The 14,890-nt window shown below is 70.5% G+C and carries 17 protein-coding genes; 8 read left to right on the top strand and 9 right to left on the bottom strand.

What is annotated here, in order from left to right:
* Positions 1–79: 79 nt before the first annotated feature.
* Positions 80–1,372, bottom strand: coding sequence for a glucarate dehydratase family protein (locus ACFWHU_RS16410; RefSeq protein WP_387225344.1), 1,293 nt, complete (start codon positions 1,370–1,372; stop codon positions 80–82).
* A 190-nt stretch (positions 1,373–1,562) separates the two neighbouring features.
* Here ACFWHU_RS16410 and ACFWHU_RS16405 point away from each other — a divergent pair, with 190 nt between their 5' ends.
* Both ACFWHU_RS16405 and ACFWHU_RS16400 read left to right on the top strand, forming a co-directional pair.
* The gene (locus tag ACFWHU_RS16405; RefSeq protein WP_387225343.1) at positions 1,563–2,426 is read left to right on the top strand and encodes a GNAT family N-acetyltransferase; all 864 of its coding nucleotides are present in this window, start codon (positions 1,563–1,565) and stop codon (positions 2,424–2,426) included.
* A gap of 234 nt (positions 2,427–2,660) precedes the next feature.
* Positions 2,661–3,227, top strand: a complete 567-nt coding sequence (locus ACFWHU_RS16400) for a snapalysin family zinc-dependent metalloprotease (RefSeq protein WP_385792556.1) — start codon at positions 2,661–2,663, stop codon at positions 3,225–3,227.
* Positions 3,228–3,326: 99 nt separating this feature from the next.
* Here the strand turns inward: ACFWHU_RS16400 and ACFWHU_RS16395 are convergent, their stop codons facing one another.
* A complete protein-coding gene (locus ACFWHU_RS16395) occupies positions 3,327–4,127 on the bottom strand; it encodes an SAM-dependent methyltransferase (protein ID WP_385792555.1) in 801 nt (266 codons plus the stop codon).
* Positions 4,128–4,276: 149 nt separating this feature from the next.
* On the opposite strand from ACFWHU_RS16395, the gene ACFWHU_RS16390 reads away from it, so the two are divergent.
* Both ACFWHU_RS16390 and ACFWHU_RS16385 read left to right on the top strand, forming a co-directional pair.
* Positions 4,277–4,723: an SRPBCC domain-containing protein gene (locus ACFWHU_RS16390; RefSeq protein ID WP_387225342.1), complete on the top strand. Its 447-nt coding sequence runs from the start codon at positions 4,277–4,279 to the stop codon at positions 4,721–4,723.
* Entirely contained in the window at positions 4,720–5,097 is a 378-nt protein-coding gene (locus ACFWHU_RS16385) for an ArsR/SmtB family transcription factor (RefSeq protein WP_387225341.1), read from the top strand. The genes ACFWHU_RS16390 and ACFWHU_RS16385 overlap by 4 nt, the downstream gene beginning before the upstream one ends.
* 82 nt (positions 5,098–5,179) lie before the next feature.
* Here ACFWHU_RS16385 and ACFWHU_RS16380 read toward each other — a convergent pair whose 3' ends face one another.
* Positions 5,180–5,974 (bottom strand): TioE family transcriptional regulator, encoded by a 795-nt coding sequence (locus tag ACFWHU_RS16380; protein WP_387225340.1) that lies wholly within the window; start codon positions 5,972–5,974, stop codon positions 5,180–5,182.
* 58 nt (positions 5,975–6,032) lie between these two features.
* On the opposite strand from ACFWHU_RS16380, the gene ACFWHU_RS16375 reads away from it, so the two are divergent.
* The gene (locus tag ACFWHU_RS16375; RefSeq protein ID WP_387225339.1) at positions 6,033–7,241 is read left to right on the top strand and encodes an erythromycin esterase family protein; all 1,209 of its coding nucleotides are present in this window, start codon (positions 6,033–6,035) and stop codon (positions 7,239–7,241) included.
* 409 nt (positions 7,242–7,650) lie between these two features.
* Positions 7,651–8,643: a LysR family transcriptional regulator gene (locus tag ACFWHU_RS16370; RefSeq protein WP_387225338.1), complete on the top strand. Its 993-nt coding sequence runs from the start codon at positions 7,651–7,653 to the stop codon at positions 8,641–8,643.
* A 5-nt stretch (positions 8,644–8,648) separates the two neighbouring features.
* Here ACFWHU_RS16370 and ACFWHU_RS16365 read toward each other — a convergent pair whose 3' ends face one another.
* Positions 8,649–9,284 carry a TetR/AcrR family transcriptional regulator gene (locus tag ACFWHU_RS16365; RefSeq protein ID WP_385792549.1) on the bottom strand — a complete coding sequence of 212 codons (636 nt, stop codon included), beginning with the start codon at positions 9,282–9,284 and terminating at the stop codon, positions 8,649–8,651.
* A 68-nt stretch (positions 9,285–9,352) separates the two neighbouring features.
* Here ACFWHU_RS16365 and ACFWHU_RS16360 point away from each other — a divergent pair, with 68 nt between their 5' ends.
* Positions 9,353–10,120 (top strand): SDR family oxidoreductase, encoded by a 768-nt coding sequence (locus tag ACFWHU_RS16360; RefSeq protein WP_385792548.1) that lies wholly within the window; start codon positions 9,353–9,355, stop codon positions 10,118–10,120.
* A 30-nt stretch (positions 10,121–10,150) separates the two neighbouring features.
* On the opposite strand, the gene ACFWHU_RS16355 is transcribed toward ACFWHU_RS16360, so the two are convergent.
* Both ACFWHU_RS16355 and ACFWHU_RS16350 read right to left on the bottom strand, forming a co-directional pair.
* Positions 10,151–11,005 (bottom strand): NAD(P)H-binding protein, encoded by an 855-nt coding sequence (locus ACFWHU_RS16355; RefSeq protein WP_387225337.1) that lies wholly within the window; start codon positions 11,003–11,005, stop codon positions 10,151–10,153.
* A gap of 7 nt (positions 11,006–11,012) precedes the next feature.
* Positions 11,013–11,480 carry a nuclear transport factor 2 family protein gene (locus ACFWHU_RS16350; RefSeq protein WP_387225336.1) on the bottom strand — a complete coding sequence of 156 codons (468 nt, stop codon included), beginning with the start codon at positions 11,478–11,480 and terminating at the stop codon, positions 11,013–11,015.
* Positions 11,481–11,570: 90 nt separating this feature from the next.
* Here ACFWHU_RS16350 and ACFWHU_RS16345 point away from each other — a divergent pair, with 90 nt between their 5' ends.
* Positions 11,571–12,164: a TetR/AcrR family transcriptional regulator gene (locus ACFWHU_RS16345; RefSeq protein WP_387225335.1), complete on the top strand. Its 594-nt coding sequence runs from the start codon at positions 11,571–11,573 to the stop codon at positions 12,162–12,164.
* Between the two features lie 33 nt (positions 12,165–12,197).
* Here ACFWHU_RS16345 and ACFWHU_RS16340 read toward each other — a convergent pair whose 3' ends face one another.
* The 3 genes from ACFWHU_RS16340 to ACFWHU_RS16330 form a co-directional block, all read right to left on the bottom strand.
* Positions 12,198–12,818 (bottom strand): CE1759 family FMN reductase, encoded by a 621-nt coding sequence (locus ACFWHU_RS16340; RefSeq protein WP_387225334.1) that lies wholly within the window; start codon positions 12,816–12,818, stop codon positions 12,198–12,200.
* A gap of 34 nt (positions 12,819–12,852) precedes the next feature.
* Positions 12,853–13,965 carry an LLM class flavin-dependent oxidoreductase gene (locus ACFWHU_RS16335; protein WP_387225404.1) on the bottom strand — a complete coding sequence of 371 codons (1,113 nt, stop codon included), beginning with the start codon at positions 13,963–13,965 and terminating at the stop codon, positions 12,853–12,855.
* Between the two features lie 197 nt (positions 13,966–14,162).
* Positions 14,163–14,699 (bottom strand): EF-hand domain-containing protein, encoded by a 537-nt coding sequence (locus tag ACFWHU_RS16330; protein WP_385792543.1) that lies wholly within the window; start codon positions 14,697–14,699, stop codon positions 14,163–14,165.
* Between the last annotated feature and the right edge of the window lie 191 nt (positions 14,700–14,890).

Below are 14,890 nucleotides of genomic sequence, written 5' to 3'. Positions count from 1 at the left end.
CTGGCTCATGACGCCTCCTGAACGGCCGTGCGCCGACCGGCCGTTCGCGCGCTCGTTCGCGGTGCGGTGCGCTTCATGGTCACCATCGCGGCGGGGTCGGGTCGAAGGCCGACTCGGTGGTACGGCGGTAGTACCCGGTGTCGTCGCGCTGACGGATGCCGCACGCGAGGTACTGCTCGTGCAGCCGGGCCAGGGCGTCGCGGTCGAGTTCGACCCCCAGCCCCGGTGCGGTCGGAACCGCCAACGATCCGTTCCGGAAAGTCAGCGCGCCGGGCACGATGACATCCTCGTCGGGGCTCTTCCACGGCCAGTGCGTGTCGCAGGCGTAGTTGAGGTTGGGAGTGGCCGCCGCCAGATGAGTCATGGCGGCGAGGCTGATGCCCAGATGCGAGTTGGAGTGCATCGACAGCCCGAGCCCGAAGGTGTCGCAGACACCGGCGAGCGTACGGGAGCGGCCCAGGCCGCCCCAGAAGTGGTGGTCGGAGAGGATCACCTGCACCGCGTCCTCCGCGACGGCGGGCTTGAGCTGGTCGAAGGCCACCACACACATATTGGTGGCGAGCGGCATCGGCACCTCGCGCGCGACCCTGGCCATCCCGCCGATCTCGGCGGTCGGGTCCTCCAAGTACTCGATCACGCCGGCGAGTTCCCTGCCCACGCGGATCGATGTCTCCACGCTCCAGGCGGCGTTGGGATCGATCCGCAGCGGGTGATCGGGGAAGGCCCGGCGCAGAGCCCTGATCGCCTCGATCTCCTCCTCGGGCGGGAACACACCGCCCTTGAGCTTGATCGCGGTGAAGCCGTACTGGTCGATCATCCGCCGTGCCTGCGCGACCAGTTGGTCCGGATCGAGCGCGGCGCCCCACTCGTCGGGCTCCGCACCGGGATGCCCCGCCCACTTGTAGAAGAGGTAGGCGCTGTAGTCGACACGGTCCCGGACGGCTCCGCCGAGGAGGTCGCTCACCGGCCGTCCGAGCGCCTTGCCCTGGATGTCGAGGCACGCCACCTCGAACGGCGACAGCACACGGTCGGCGGTCCGGCTTCCCGTGACCATGCCGCTCATGCCGTGGCCGCCCTTGCCGGTGTCGGCGGCCAGAACGACCGCGATACGGCGGGCGATCTCCTGGACGTGCCAGACGTCGACCCCGGTCAGCTCGGCGGCCGCGAGCCGCAGCCGCTCGAGATGGGCCAGGTCCCCGTACGTCTCGCCGAGCCCGAGCAGCCCGGATTCGGTGACGACCTCGACGACGGCCCGCAGTGCGAACGGCTCATGGACGCCGACGGTGTTGAGCAGTGGCGGATCACGGAACGCGACAGGCGTGACACGTATGTCCTTGATCCGGTGCGGCTCGCTGTTCAGTGGGTCGCGCACCCTGGGACCTCCGGTGGATACGACGGGCGGTAGCCGTCGGCGTGCATGGGTTACGGCGGCAGCCTAACCCTCTTTCGTCCACATGTGTAGACACCACTCACAAATGAAAACGTCGGCTCTCTCTGAGCAGTGCGCTTGCCGGGTCGAAACCGGGTGCGGACTGCCGGTGCGGTGGTGTGTGATCGGGCGCATGGCGATTGTGTTGGGTGAACCGGGAATCGACGGGCTGAGCGAGGCTGTGGGCGTACTGCGCGAGTGGCAGGACGACGGCGCGCCGATGCAGCTGCATCCGGGGGACCTGGGCTGGTTCTGGCGGTCGGGTGCGGAAGCGACGGCCGCGGCGGTCAGGACATGGGGCCGGAACGGACGGATTCTCGCCGTCGGACTGCTGGACGGTCCCGGACTGCTGCGGCTGACGATCGCGCCCGACGCTCACCAAGAGGAGGAACTGGCACGGCAGTTGGTCCAAGACGTGACCCGGCCGGAGCGCGGCGTGCTGCCCGAGGGGAAGGCGAACATCGAGGCACCGATGGGCGCGCTGGTCGACGATCTGCTGTGCGAGGAGGGCTGGGACACCGACGAGCCGTGGACACCGCTGCGCCGCGACCTCACGGAGCCGGTGGAGGACGCGGGCGTGCGGATCGAGGTGGTCGGCCCTGAGGAGGCGCACGCTTATGCCGCCGTACACCGGGCGGCGTTCGGGTCGAGATTCAGGGGCGAGGGCTGGCACGCGATGGCGGCCGGATCGCCCTACGCCGACGCCCGCTGTCTGCTCGCGTACGACGACCACGGCAACGCGGTGGCGGCGGTGACGGTGTGGTCCGCCGGTCCGGGGCGGCCCGGACTGCTCGAACCGATGGGCGTGCACCGGGAACACCGCCGGCACGGCTACGGCGGGGCGATCACCGTGGCCGCGGCGGCGGCACTCCAGGAACTGGGCTCGTCGAGCGCGCTCGTCTGCACCCCGAGCTCCAACACCGGGGCGGTCGCCACCTACAAGTCGGCCGGCTTCCGGCAACAGCCCGAGACCCGCGACCGGTACCGGGACGCCTAGGGCCTGCGGGTCGGCACCGGACGGCGTGCCCCGACCGGCGCGGAGAAGGCCCAACTGGGCGGGTCGGTCGAGAAGATGCCCCTCGTCCTCGGCTGAACACCCGTGTGGTTCTCCTCCTCCCTCGTCCCGCGGAGTGGGGCGTCGGATTGACGGATTGGTGCCGGTCGTCGGTGGGCAGTGAGCAGTGGAAGTTATGTCATGTGCACGACTGTCTCTGATGTAAGGAGGTCGACCATGCACGTCCGTAAGTTGACCGGCGCGCTCGCCGCCGCCCTGGCCGTGACCGCTTCCCTGTTGGGTGGCCAGGCCGTGGCCGCTCCCACCACGGACGCGGACGGAGCCCTGGCCGCGCGGGTGGTCACCTACGACGCCAGCGGTTCCGCGGAGTTCAGGTCCGCGGTCGACCGGGGCGCGGCGATCTGGAACGAGAGCGTCGACGCCGTCGAACTGCGGCCCGTCGCGTCCGGCCAGTCCGCCAACATACGAGTCCTGGCGGACAACGGCTGGCCCCGCGCGCTCACCACGTCACTCGGTAACGGAACCGTCTGGATCGGCCGTCAGGCGGTGAACGAGGGGCACAACACGATCCGCATCTCGTCGCACGAACTGGGCCACATCCTGGGTCTGCCGGACCGCAAGCCCGGCCCCTGCACAAGCCTGATGTCCGGTTCCAGCGCGGGAACCAGCTGCACGAACGCCTATCCCAACTCGGCCGAGAAGGCCGAGGTCGAGGGCTACTTCGGCGGACGGTTCGCGCCGAAGGCCGGAGCGGTGCCGCTCAACACCATGATCGTGGACTGACGTACGGCTCGGGACGCCGAGCCGACGTGACCGTACGCCCCGGAACGCGGACCGCGCTCCGGGGCGTACGCCGTCGGGTGGTGCTACGGCTCCGTCCGCTCAGGGCTTGTACGCGACCGCGCCGTACATGGCGATGTCCCGGTCGTCGACGTCCTGTTGACCGGCACCGGGCCGCCACTTGTGCACCTGGGTGACGCCGGGCTCGACCAGCTCCATACCGTCGAAGAAGGAGGTCGCGGTGGGGAGGTCGCGAAGCACCATCGGCATGTTCTGCCGCTCGTACTCCTCCGCCACCCGGCCGACCTCCTCGGGTGCGAAGTCGCCGGTCCCGATCGTCATCGCCAGGTAGCTGCCGGACGGCAGCGGCTCCAGCAGCCGCCGGACCAGCGGTTGGTCCTCGGGCGGCCTGATGAAGTGCATGATGCCGATGACCATGAGTCCGACCGGCTCGTCCAGATCCAGCAGCTCCCGGAATCGCGGGTCGCGTGTGATGGTGTCCGGGTCCCGCATGTCGGCGTCGATGTAGGCGGTGGCGCCTTCGGGTGCGCTGTTCAGCGGCGCGTCGGCGTGGGCGAGGACGACGGGGTCGTTGTCGACGTAGACCACGCGGGACTCTGGTGCGACGCCCTGGACGATCTCGTGCAGATTCGGTGAGGTGGGCAGTCCCGCGCCGATGTCGAGGAACTGCCGTATGCCCTTCTCACGCGCGAGGTAGTGACCGGCGCGGTGCATGAAACGGCGGTTCTCCCGCATGTGTACGGGCAGTGCGGGCCAGTGCCGGCACATCGCGTCGCCGGCCTCGGCGTCGACCGGGTAGTGGTCCTCGCCGCCCAGGATGTAGTCGTACACGCGCGCCGAATGCGCTCGCGTGGTGTCTGTCCGGTCCGCCGGGTTCCGCATCGCCACTCCACTCCACTCGTCACCGTTGACGGGGCATCACGGCAGACAGTACTTCGCCGGCCGCGAGGCCAGGTGCAACCCTCAGGTTGCACCTGGGGGTCTGATGTGCAACTCTGGAGTTGCACTTAACGGCAGCGATGGAGGATCTCATGAGCGAGGACCGGATCGAACGCGAAACCCTGATCGCGGCACCCCTGGAGCGGGTCTGGTCGCTGGTGGCCCAACCCGGTTTCTGGGTGGCCGACAAGGCGAACCTGCCGGGCACGGTGGCGAAGGAGGGCGAGTCGATGGTGGCGAAGAACTCCGAGTACGGCGACTTCCCGGTACGGGTGGAGAAGGTCGAGCCCCCGACGTACCTGGCGTACCGCTGGGCCAGCGCGTTCCCCGGCGAGGAGCTGCGCGAGGACAACAGCACCCTCGTGGAGTTCACGCTGGCCCCGGAGGGCGACGGGACGCGCCTTCGCGTGGTCGAGAGCGGATTCGCGGCGCTGAGCGGGTCCGAGGAACTGCGCGGCCGGGCGGTGAAGGACAACACCGTCGGCTGGCCCCAGGAACTCGGCGAGCTCAAGGCGCGTGCGGAACAGCCGTCGGCGTGACGGACATACACCGGGACGCCGGCGAGGCGGTCGACAGCGTACTCGTGGCGCTGGCCGACCCGACGCGACGTCAGCTGCTCGAACTCCTCGCCGCACAGGGCGAGATCACCGCGACCACTCTCGCCGCACAGCTTCCCGTCTCGCGGCAGGCGGTGGTCAAGCACCTCGCGGTGCTGGACGCCGCCGGGCTGGTCTCGGGCGGCCGGGTCGGACGCGAGGTGCGGTACGCGGTACGGCCGGCCGCGCTCGACGCGACGGCGCGGTGGATGGCCGCGCTCGCGGTCGACTGGGACCGGCGGCTGGCGAACATCAAGCGCGTCGCCGAAGCGGGCACGGCGGGGGAGCGGGAGAAGGGGGCCGGGGGATCCGCCTGACCGGCAGAGGGCGCCGGATCGACCGCGCGCGCCGGTATGTACCGGACGCCGTCGCGCGGCAGCCCGCCCGCCCGCCGTCGTATCAGCCGCGCTCGCGCAGATACGTCTCCAGCTCGGCGGCCCCGCTCAGCATCGCCCGCGCGCGGGCGGACAGCCGGCCGCGCCAGTCGTGCAGCGCGGCCTCCAGCGGCTCCAGCCCGCCGGCCGCGCGCACCTGGGCGATCAGCGGGGCGATCTGCTCCAACAGATAGCCCCCGCGCCTGAGTTGGTGGGCCAGCCGGGCGTCCCGTACATCCGCCTCGCCGTAGACCCGATACCCGGTCAGCGGGTCGCGGCGCGGCCGCACCAGCCCGGCGCGCTCCCATTTGCGCAGCGTCGCGGGCCGGATCCCGAGCTCGTCCGCCAGCGGCCCGATGAACGTGCCGTCGGGTCCGGCCGCCGCTGTGACGGAGCCGGACACGGCGGGACCGGACGCGGCGGGACCGGACGTCGCGCGGTGTTCCGGCGCCGCGGCGGGTGTAGTCGCGGACCCCAGGTCGCGCAGGGCGTTCTCCACGGCCCGGAGGGTCCGCCGGTCGTCGAGCGACTGGGCGTGGCTCTCGTCGATGAGGCGGAACGCCTCGTCCACCTCGCCCTCGTTCACGGCCCGCATGATCGACGTCGCCGTGTGGTGGCCGTGGCCGGGCACCAGGGCGAGGAACGCCGCGAGAGCCAGCGCGTGCAGCGGCGTATAGGTGCGGTAACCGTGCGGTGTGCGACCGGCGGCCGGCAGGATGCCGGCCTCCTCGTAATTCCTGACCGCCTGCGTGGACAGACCGTGCCCGCGCGCGAGGTCGATCGGCCTGAGCTGTCTGCCGCTTTGAAGGTTTGGCGCCATGATCCCCATGGTATCGCGGCAAAGTTTCAACCGAAGGTTCAACGATACCGTTGAAGGCATGGTCACTGACAGCAAAGACATCGCCCGAGCCGTCGACGCCGCCGCCGTCATGAAACTGCTTCCGTCCCGGCCCCGGGTGCTCGCCCTCGGCGAGCCCACCCATGGTGTGGACGCTCCGCTCGACCTGCGCAACGAGCTCTTCCGGCAACTCGTCGAGCAGGAGGGCTACCGGACGATCGCGATCGAGAGCGACTGCCTGATGGGTCTGGTCGTGGACGACTACGTCACCTCGGGCACGGGCACCATCGACGAGGCCATGGAGCACGGGTTCAGCCACGAGTTCGGCGGTTCCGCGGCCAACCGGGAACTGGTGCGCTGGGCACGCGCGTACAACGAGGGCCGCCCCGCGTCCGAGCAGGTGCGCTTCGCCGGCTTCGACGGCCCGCTGGAGATCACCGGCGCTGCGAGCCCCCGGCAGGCCCTCACCGCACTCCACGGCTACCTGGCGGCCGAGGTGGACCCGGACCTGCTGCCCTGTACCGCGGAGACGCTCGAGCGCCTGCTCGGAGCCGACGACCGGTGGACCGATCCGGCCGCGATGATGGACCCGGCCGCATCCGCGGGGGAGTCGGCCGAGGCCTACGAGCTGCGGGTGCTCGCCGACGATCTGTGGTCGCTGTTCCACGAGCGGACGCCGCAGCTGATCAGGGCGACCTCACGGGAGGACTGGGACCGCGCGCGCCTGTACGGGCGAACCGCCCTCGGGCTGCTGCGCTACCACTTCTGGATGGCCGACACCTCACCGGGCCGTATGACGCGGCTGCTCGGCGTGCGGGACCAGATGATGGCCGACAACCTCCTCGCCCTCGCCGAGCGCGGCCCGGTGCTGGTCCACGCCCACAACGCCCATCTCCAGCGGGAGATGAGCTCGATGCGGATGGGCGACCTGCCGCTGGAGTGGTGGAGCGCCGGCGCGATCGTGAGCGCCCGACTGGGCGAGGAGTACGCCTTCCTGGCCATGGCCATCGGCACGATGCGGCACCAAGGGGTGGACACCCCGCCGTCGGACACCCTCGAAGGCGTCCTGTACGCGCTCCCCGAGGACCGCTTCCTCATTGATCCCGCCCGGCTGACCACCGCCCTCGGTGACACGCGCCCCGACCCTCGGGTGTCCCCCTACTTCGGCTACTTCCCACTCCATCCGGCGCATCTGCCCTCGATGGACGGGATCGTGTTCCTGAAGGACGTTCCGCAGGACACCCTCTAGTTCCGCAGGAAACCCTCTGGAGAAGGCCCGCGTCCGCCCGCCGTCAACGGCGGGCCCGACGCCGTCCGGACGTGGTGAGACGCGTCAACGACCGCCATATCCGGGCCGACATCGGTGTCGACGTCCTGGCCGGGGGCCGCCGGTGCCGGGCGGCGTCCGCCGGTGGCTCCGTGAGCGCCCACGGCGCGGCGGCGACGAGGGTTCCTCCGGCGACGGTCAGTAGGAGGCGGTGTCCGGGTGGCTCCGGCGATGAGGCGGAGGACGCCGCGGGCGCGGGGAACTTGGGAGACGCGGAGGAATTCGGCATGTCCTCAGACTCGTCGCGCCCCTCGGTGGGCGTCCAACACCTGGTCAGCGGCCACTCACGCAATTCGGTTGTGAATCTCCGCCGGTGGACGAGGATGGGCGGGTGCGTCACGACACCGACCCCCGACTCCTGCGAGCCTTCGTGGCCGTGGCGGAGGAACTGCACTTCACCCGCGCCGCCGCCCGGCTGTTCGTCGCGCAGCAGGCGCTCAGCCGCGACATCCGGCGCCTGGAGCGCGAATGGGGCAGGCCTCTGTTCCAGCGGGACACCAGACACGTCTCGCTCACCGCCGAGGGACAGCGGCTGCTGCCGACCGTCCGTCAGGTCCTGTCGGCTCACGCGGAGTTGGGCGAAGACCTGGACGCGGCGCCCGGCGCCGGGAGCGACCGGCCGCTGGTGGTCGATGTCGCCGCCCACGCCTCCACCGGTCCCCGCGTGCTGGAAGCGGCCCGAGTGGCCGCCCCCGGAGTGGAGTTCGTCCTACGGTTCCACAGCGGCCTGGCGCGGGCCGCGACGGAGATCGCGGACGGCAGGCTGGATGTCTCCTTCGGTACGGTCGCCGGGCTGCCGCCCGCCGTTCGGGCCGCTCTGGAACACCGGCTGATCCGCTACGACCGGGTGGCGGTGCTGCTGCCGCCCGACCACCGGCTCGCGGCCCTGCCCCGCGTGCCGCTGGCCGCGCTGTCCGGCGAGACCGTCTACGCGGCGGCGGGCAACGAGGACACCACCGAGTGGACGGATTACGCGCGCGCCCTCTTCGCGGGGCGCGGTATCGAGCCGGCCCCGTCGTTTCCCAAGCTCCAGGGCGAGTTGGAGTTCATCCGGGTGGTGCGCAAGAAGGGCTGGTCGGTACTGGCCAACGTCGAGTTCTCCGATGTGCCGGAGATGGCGCTGCGCCCCTTGACCGATCCGGTGCCTCTCGCCCCCGTGTCCATGGTCTGGCGCCGCGGCCTGCGGCACCCGGGGCTGACGGCCCTGGCCGACGCCGCGCGGGCCATCGGCGCCGCCGAGCGGTGGCTCGAACGGCCGTCGGACTCCTGGCTCCCCGAGGCCGACCTGCGTACGACGTCCGGCACCGGCGCGACCGCCCACTGACCCACTCACGCGTCCGGATCGGCGCCGAAGAGGCTGTCCCCGAAGGCGGCGGCGAAGGCCTGCGCGATCAGATCGGGCAGGTCGGACCGCCCGTCGTCCTCGGCCCAGCGCATCACGGCCATGTGCATCGCGGCCAGACAGGCACTCGCCGCCGCCTGGGTGCGGAACATGGTGTCGGGATCGCCGACCTCGTCCCCGAGACCGTCGACGATCGCCCGCTGAAGGACGTACTGGTTGTCCAGGTGCTTGGCCCGCAGGGCGGGCGTCGAGATCATGAGCCGGAGGCGGGCGAGCAGGAACCGCTCGTCCGCCGTCGGGTCGTCCCCGTTGCCGCCGCCGGTCAAGGTCGTGGCCGACTCGATGAGCGCGTCGCCGATCCGGCGGACCAGCGGCCGCGCTGTGGAGGACGCGGCGATCCGCTCGCCGACGATCCTGCCGTTCTGGTCGAAGAGGACCAGGTCCTCCTTCGTGGGGAAGTGCCGGTAGACGGTCATGGGCGAGACACCCGCGGCCTCGGCGACATCGGTCACGGCCGTGGCGTCGTAACCCCGCTCGGTGAAAAGCCGTACCGCGTGCGCCTGAATCATGCGCTGCGTCTCGGATCGTCGCTGCGCCCGCAAGGTTGAGTGCTGGTCGGTCACGTGGTAGACACTACCGCAGTGGTAGTGACTACCAGATTGGTAGTCGCTACCGGAATGGGGTGGTTGTCATGAGTGATGATCTGACCGGCAAAGCGGCTCTGGTGACGGGGGCGTCGCGAGGTATCGGGCAGGCGATCGCGGCCCGGCTGGCGGCGAAGGGGGCGACGGTCGTCGTGCACTTCGGCACGGACAAGGACGGTGCGACAGCGACGGTCGAGGCGATCGAACGCGATGGCGGGACCGCGTTCGCCGTGGGGGCGGAGCTGGGCGTGGACGACGATGTCGAGACACTCTTCGCGGGAGTCGAGGCGGGCCTCGCCGGACGACCGCTCGACATCCTCGTGAACAACGCGGCGGCCGTGCCCGCGGGCAGGCTGGGAGTCACGACGCGGGCGGAGTTCGACCACCTCTTCGCGGTGAACGTGCGGGCGCCGTACTTCATCATCCAGCGAGCGTTACCCCTGCTCCCCGACGGTGGCCGCATCATCACGCTCTCGTCCGTGGCGACCCGGATGGCCAACGCCACGCAGACGTCCTTCGCCATGACGAAGGGCGCGGTCGAGACGATGAGCATGACCTTGGCCAACGAGCTGGGGGTCCGGGGAATCACGGTGAACGCGGTCGCTCCCGGCGCCACCCTGACGGCGACGAACGGATCGTCCTTCGACGGGCCGGGTGTGCCCGAACTCATCACGGGACTGACGGCGCTCGACCGGCTGGGCGGCCCCGACGACGTGGCCGACGTGGTCGCGTTCCTCGCCTCCGACGCCGCACGCTGGATCACCGGCCAGGTCATCGACGCGACGGGCGGGCTGTTCCTCGGCCCCCGCGTCTGATCGGGGGCGGCCGAGCGGACCGCGCCGGGGTCAGTTCGGCGCGGTCGCGGTCAACTCCCGCTCGGCGAAGGCGCGGAAGGCGGTCGGCGGGCGGCCGGTCAGACGGTGGACCGTGTCGGTGGTGCGGTCCTCGGACCCCTCGGCGATCGCGCGGTCCAGGCCGGCGAGCATCGCGGCGAACTCGACGGGCATCGAGGACGCCAGGTGGTCGCGCATCTGCTCGTACGTCAGCTGCCGATGGGTGACCGCCCGGCCCGTGACCTCGGTTACGGCGTCGGCGATGTCGCCGTAACTCAGCGCCTGCGGGCCGGTGATGACCAGATCGGTGTTCGGGGCCCGGTCGTCGGTCAGCGCGTGTACGGCCACGGCGGCGATGTCGTCCGCGTCGACGAACGCCACCCGGCCCGCACCGGTGGCCGTCGACATGGTCCCGTCCGCCCGGATGCTCTGTGCGTGCGGGTGGTCGCCGGTGAAGTTCTGCATGAACCACGAGGGCCGAAGCACCGCCCATTCGTCGAACAGGCCGGGCAGGGCCTCGTGGACCAGACCCGTGGCCGGGCCGCCGGCTGGGATCGCCGATGAGCTGAGCAGCACCGCGCGGCGCACACCGGCCGTACGGGCCCGCTCGAGGAAGGGCAGCATGACGGCGGCCGGCTCCGAGGAGCCGATCGGCGGTATGAGATAGACCCGGTCCGTGCCGCTCAGGGCCTCGTCGAACGTCGTGGGGTCGGCCCAGTCGAACCGGACGGCCCGCGCGTCGGCCACGGCGGTGGCGCGTCGGCCGGCGGCCTTGACGAGGTGCCCGCCTGCGGCGAGTTGGGAGGCGACGCGGCTGCCGGTGGTACCGGTGGCCCCGATGACAAGGGTCGTGCCGGGAGTGGTCATCAGTGCCTCAGGCCTTTCCGGTGAAGTCGCTCGCGGGGTCCTGGACGGCGAGGGGGTTCCAGTAGTCGCGGTAGTGGGTGATGAGGCCGTTCTTGACCGTCACCACGGCGATATAGGTCATGTCGAAGGGCCCGCCGGTCTCCACCAGACGGCCCACCCCGCGCATCTCGACCACGATGGTCTCCGCGACGGTCGTCCGGTGGATCTCCAGGGAGGGGAAGTCGTGGAGGTCGATGTGGTCGGGGTATCCGCGCATGTACTCACCGACCGCCGCCTTGCCCTCCAGCCGCTTCGGCCAGCCCTCGGGCGCGAACGGGAACTCGAACACTCCGTCGTCGTCCCAGAGGTCGACCCAGGCGGGGATGTTTTTCTCCAGCAGCAGCCGCAGACCGTGGCGGTACAGGTCCGCCGGGGCCGTGTCCTTGTTGACCGTAGTCGTATCGGTGTTCGTCTTCGTCTTCGTCTTCGTGGCCATGAGCGCTCCGTCCAGTACGATGCGGACCGTGGGTCCGCTTCCTGTCGAACAATACGGACCCAGGGTCCGTTTCGCAACCGGAGGAGCCTCATGACCGACCGCAAGCCCCGTAAGGACGCGGCCCGCAACCGTGCCGCAGTCCTCGCGGCGGCCGACGACCTCTTCGCTAGCGGCGCGAATCCCGAGTCCGTCACCATGGCCGACATCGCCGTGGCGGCAGGCGTCGGCAAGGCGACCCTCTTCCGCGCCTTCGGCGACCGCACCGGCCTGATCCAGACGCTGTACCAAGCGCGGCTCGAACCGATCAGGGAGGCCGTCGAGGAGGGGCCGCCGCCGCTCGGACCCGGCACCCCGCCGCTCCAGCGCGTACCCGCCCTGCTCGACGCGGTCCTCTGCTTCAAGCTCGACAACCGTCATCTCGCCCTGGCGCTGGAGGAGACGGGCAGCGACAGCCCCTACCGGGCCGAGCACTACCGGCGGTGGCACGGCACGCTCCGAGCCGTACTCGAACAGGTCCCCGGTCTCACCGACGGCGCCTTCACCGCCCACGCGCTGCTCGCCGCCACCCGTGCCGACCTTGTCGAACACCTCTTCGGCGAACAGACGCCCCGCGAGCGGATGCGTGCGGACCTGGCGGCCTTCGCCGCCAGAGTCCTGGGCGACGGCGGCCGGGCGACTGCCTGAGCCGGCCGAGACAATGGCCTGGGCCGGGCGAACTCAGGGCCGGGGGCCGCCGAGGAGCCGTTCCATGGCGGCGGTGTCCTCGCTGAACGAGTCGCGCCGGCGGTGGGAGCCGCACCCCCGTACCAGCCGGGCGTAGTCGGAAGCCGCTCGTGCGACGCGTTCGCCCAGGACCGCGCCGTTCGTCTGCGAACCGAAGTCGTCGGTGGCGGCGTAGACACCACGCGACGAGACGATGGCGTGCAGATACGAGAACATCGGCCGCAGCGCGTGTTCGAGAACGAGGGAGTGCCGTTCGGTGCCGCCGGTGGCGCCCATGAGGATCGGCATGTCCGACAGCGTCTCCTCCGGGAGTACGTCGAAGAACGACTTGAACAGCCCGCTGAACGAGGCATTGAACGCGGGCGTGACCGCGATGACCGCGTCGGCGTCCGCGACCGTACCGAACGCCTCCTCCAGCGGCGGGGCGGGGAATCCGCTGAACATCGCGTCGATGATGGCGTGTCCCAGGGGGCGGAGTTCGACGAACGACGACTCGACCGTGACGCCGGCGGCGGCGAGTTCCGAACGCACCGACGCTTCGAGGCGGTTGGCGAGCATGCGCGTCGACGACGGCTCCCGCAGTCCGCCGGAGATGATCGTGAGTCTGGTCGTCACCGCGTTCAACTCCCCACTCCGTTCAGCACTTCTGTCAGCCTTCCGTCGGCCGCGGCTTCGCCGTCGCCGCTCTCGCGTCGCGTTCCCGCAGGAGCGACTGATGTGTGGGAGCCGCCGGCGCTTCGGGGGACCTGCCGACCGCGAACTCCTTACGGAGGACCGGCACCACCTCTTCGCCGAGCAGGTCCAGCTGTTCCAGCACCGTCTTGAGCGGCAGTCCCGCGTGGTCCAGGAGGAACAACTGGCGCTGGTAGTCCCCCGCGTACTCGCGGAAGCCCAGCGTCCTGTCGATCACCTGCTGGGGTGAGCCGACCGTCAGGGGCGTGAGCGAGCTGAACTCCTCCAGGGACGGCCCGTGCCCGTACACCGGCGCGTTGTCGAAGTAGGGCCGGAACTCGCGGACCGCGTCCTGGCTGTTCGGACGCATGAACACCTGCCCGCCGAGGCCGACGACGGCGGCCTCCGGTGATCCGTGCCCGTAGTGCGCGAAGCGCTGCCGGTACGTTTCCACCATCTTCCGGGTGTGCGACGAGGGCCAGAAGATGTGGTTCGCGAAGAACCCGTCCCCGTAGAAGGCGGCGAGTTCCGCGATCTCGGGCGTGCGGATGGAGCCGTGCCACACGAACGGCGGGATGCCGTCCAGCGGGCGGGGGGCGAGGGTGAAGCCCTGGAGGGGCGAGCGCAGTTTGCCCTCCCAGTCGACCACCTCCTCACGCCACAGACGCCGCAGCAGGTCGTAGTGCTCGACGGTCAGGGGGATGGCCTGACGGATGTCCTGGCCGAACCAGGGATAGACCGGCCCGGTGTTCCCTCGTCCCAGCATCAAATCGGTCCGGCCGCCGGACAGGTGTTGCAGGACGCTGAAGTCCTCGGCGATCTTGACGGGATCGTTCGTGGTGATGAGCGTGGTCGATGTCGACAGGATGATCCGCTCGGTCCGCGCGGCGATGTAGCCGAGCAGGGTCGTGGGTGACGACGGCACGAAGGGCGGATTGTGGTGCTCACCCGTCGCGAAGACGTCGAGGCCGACCTCCTCCACCTTCCGCGCGATGGTCACGGTGGCCTGGATACGTTCCGCCTCCGTAGGAGCACCACCGGTGGTCGGATCGGGGGTCACGTCACCCACGGTGAAGATTCCGAACTGCATCCCGGTCATGTCACTGATACCTCCCTGCTCACGCGGGGCGCCGCCCTGGATTTCCGAGGGGTTCCGGGCGTTCTCAGGTCGACAGCCGCCTTCATTGCGGCGCAAACCACCTCATTTCTACCCTGCTGGGTTCGCCTTGAATCCGGACACGGTTGCGCGGCGGAGGCCCGGCACGCCGTGGACACGCGCCGCACGGGTCACCACGCCGGGCCCGGGGTCAGGTGGTCGCCGGGGATGCCCGACTTCTCGGGGCGGTAGTAGTCCCTGATCCCCTCGGCCCAGGTGCCCACCGGGATCCGATCGCCGTCCACGGGCCCGAAAGCGTCGAACAGCGCCTCGATGCGCGGCCGTTCGAAGCCGATGGCGATCATCAGGGCCACGAAGGCGGGCCGGGTGACGAGACCGTCGCCCTCGGGGGCGCCGAGCGCGGCGAGTGCTTCGGCGAACTCGTCGATCGTCGCCTCGAACCGCTCAGGGGTCAGTACGCAGGCGGTGAACTCCTGGAGGCTGATCCGTCCGTCGCCGTTCGCGTCCAGCTCCGTGACCAGCGTCCGCCAGTACCGGCGCGAGGCTTCGACCATCGCGCGTGTCGCGGCGCCATCGGCCCAGGGCGCCACCGCGACGACCCGGCTCCCCAGCAGCTCGAAGTCCTCGGCCTCCAGCACTCCGTTCCCGTCGCTGTCGAGCAGGGAGAACACGAGCTGGACACGGTCGGTCGCCTCGACAGTACGCATGGCGGTCACCTCTTCTTTCCGGCCTTCCGGCGGTCGCCCCAGGGCGGGGGACCAGGTGCGCCTCACTATCCGGTCGGCGCGCGGGCCATGGCGTGGAAAGCCGGTCGAGTGCACCCGAAGGAAGGCATTCCGCCGGTCGGTGCATGAACCATCGCGATCTGGAAATCGAAGGCGCCCTCCGCCCGGGGCCG

The organism is Streptomyces sp. NPDC060366 (assembly GCF_042725135.1).
Lineage (GTDB): Bacteria > Actinomycetota > Actinomycetes > Streptomycetales > Streptomycetaceae > Streptomyces.
This window is presented reverse-complemented; position numbering and strand designations above follow the sequence as displayed.

Bases quoted from the DNA above. Each gene is read 5' to 3' on its own strand.
- ACFWHU_RS16360 (WP_385792548.1), top strand. From the start codon at position 9,353: ATGAGTGATGATCTGACCGGCAAAGCGGCTCTGGTGACGGGGGCGTCG.
- ACFWHU_RS16405 (WP_387225343.1), top strand. From the start codon at position 1,563: ATGGCGATTGTGTTGGGTGAACCGGGAATCGACGGGCTGAGCGAGGCT.
- ACFWHU_RS16335 (WP_387225404.1), bottom strand. From the start codon at position 13,965: ATGCAGTTCGGAATCTTCACCGTGGGTGACGTGACCCCCGATCCGACC.
- ACFWHU_RS16395 (WP_385792555.1), bottom strand. From the start codon at position 4,127: ATGCGGAACCCGGCGGACCGGACAGACACCACGCGAGCGCATTCGGCG.
- ACFWHU_RS16375 (WP_387225339.1), top strand. From the start codon at position 6,033: ATGGTCACTGACAGCAAAGACATCGCCCGAGCCGTCGACGCCGCCGCC.
- ACFWHU_RS16355 (WP_387225337.1), bottom strand. From the start codon at position 11,005: ATGACCACTCCCGGCACGACCCTTGTCATCGGGGCCACCGGTACCACC.
- ACFWHU_RS16390 (WP_387225342.1), top strand. From the start codon at position 4,277: ATGAGCGAGGACCGGATCGAACGCGAAACCCTGATCGCGGCACCCCTG.
- ACFWHU_RS16330 (WP_385792543.1), bottom strand. From the start codon at position 14,699: ATGCGTACTGTCGAGGCGACCGACCGTGTCCAGCTCGTGTTCTCCCTG.
- ACFWHU_RS16350 (WP_387225336.1), bottom strand. From the start codon at position 11,480: ATGGCCACGAAGACGAAGACGAAGACGAACACCGATACGACTACGGTC.
- ACFWHU_RS16400 (WP_385792556.1), top strand. From the start codon at position 2,661: ATGCACGTCCGTAAGTTGACCGGCGCGCTCGCCGCCGCCCTGGCCGTG.
- ACFWHU_RS16345 (WP_387225335.1), top strand. From the start codon at position 11,571: ATGACCGACCGCAAGCCCCGTAAGGACGCGGCCCGCAACCGTGCCGCA.
- ACFWHU_RS16380 (WP_387225340.1), bottom strand. From the start codon at position 5,974: ATGGCGCCAAACCTTCAAAGCGGCAGACAGCTCAGGCCGATCGACCTC.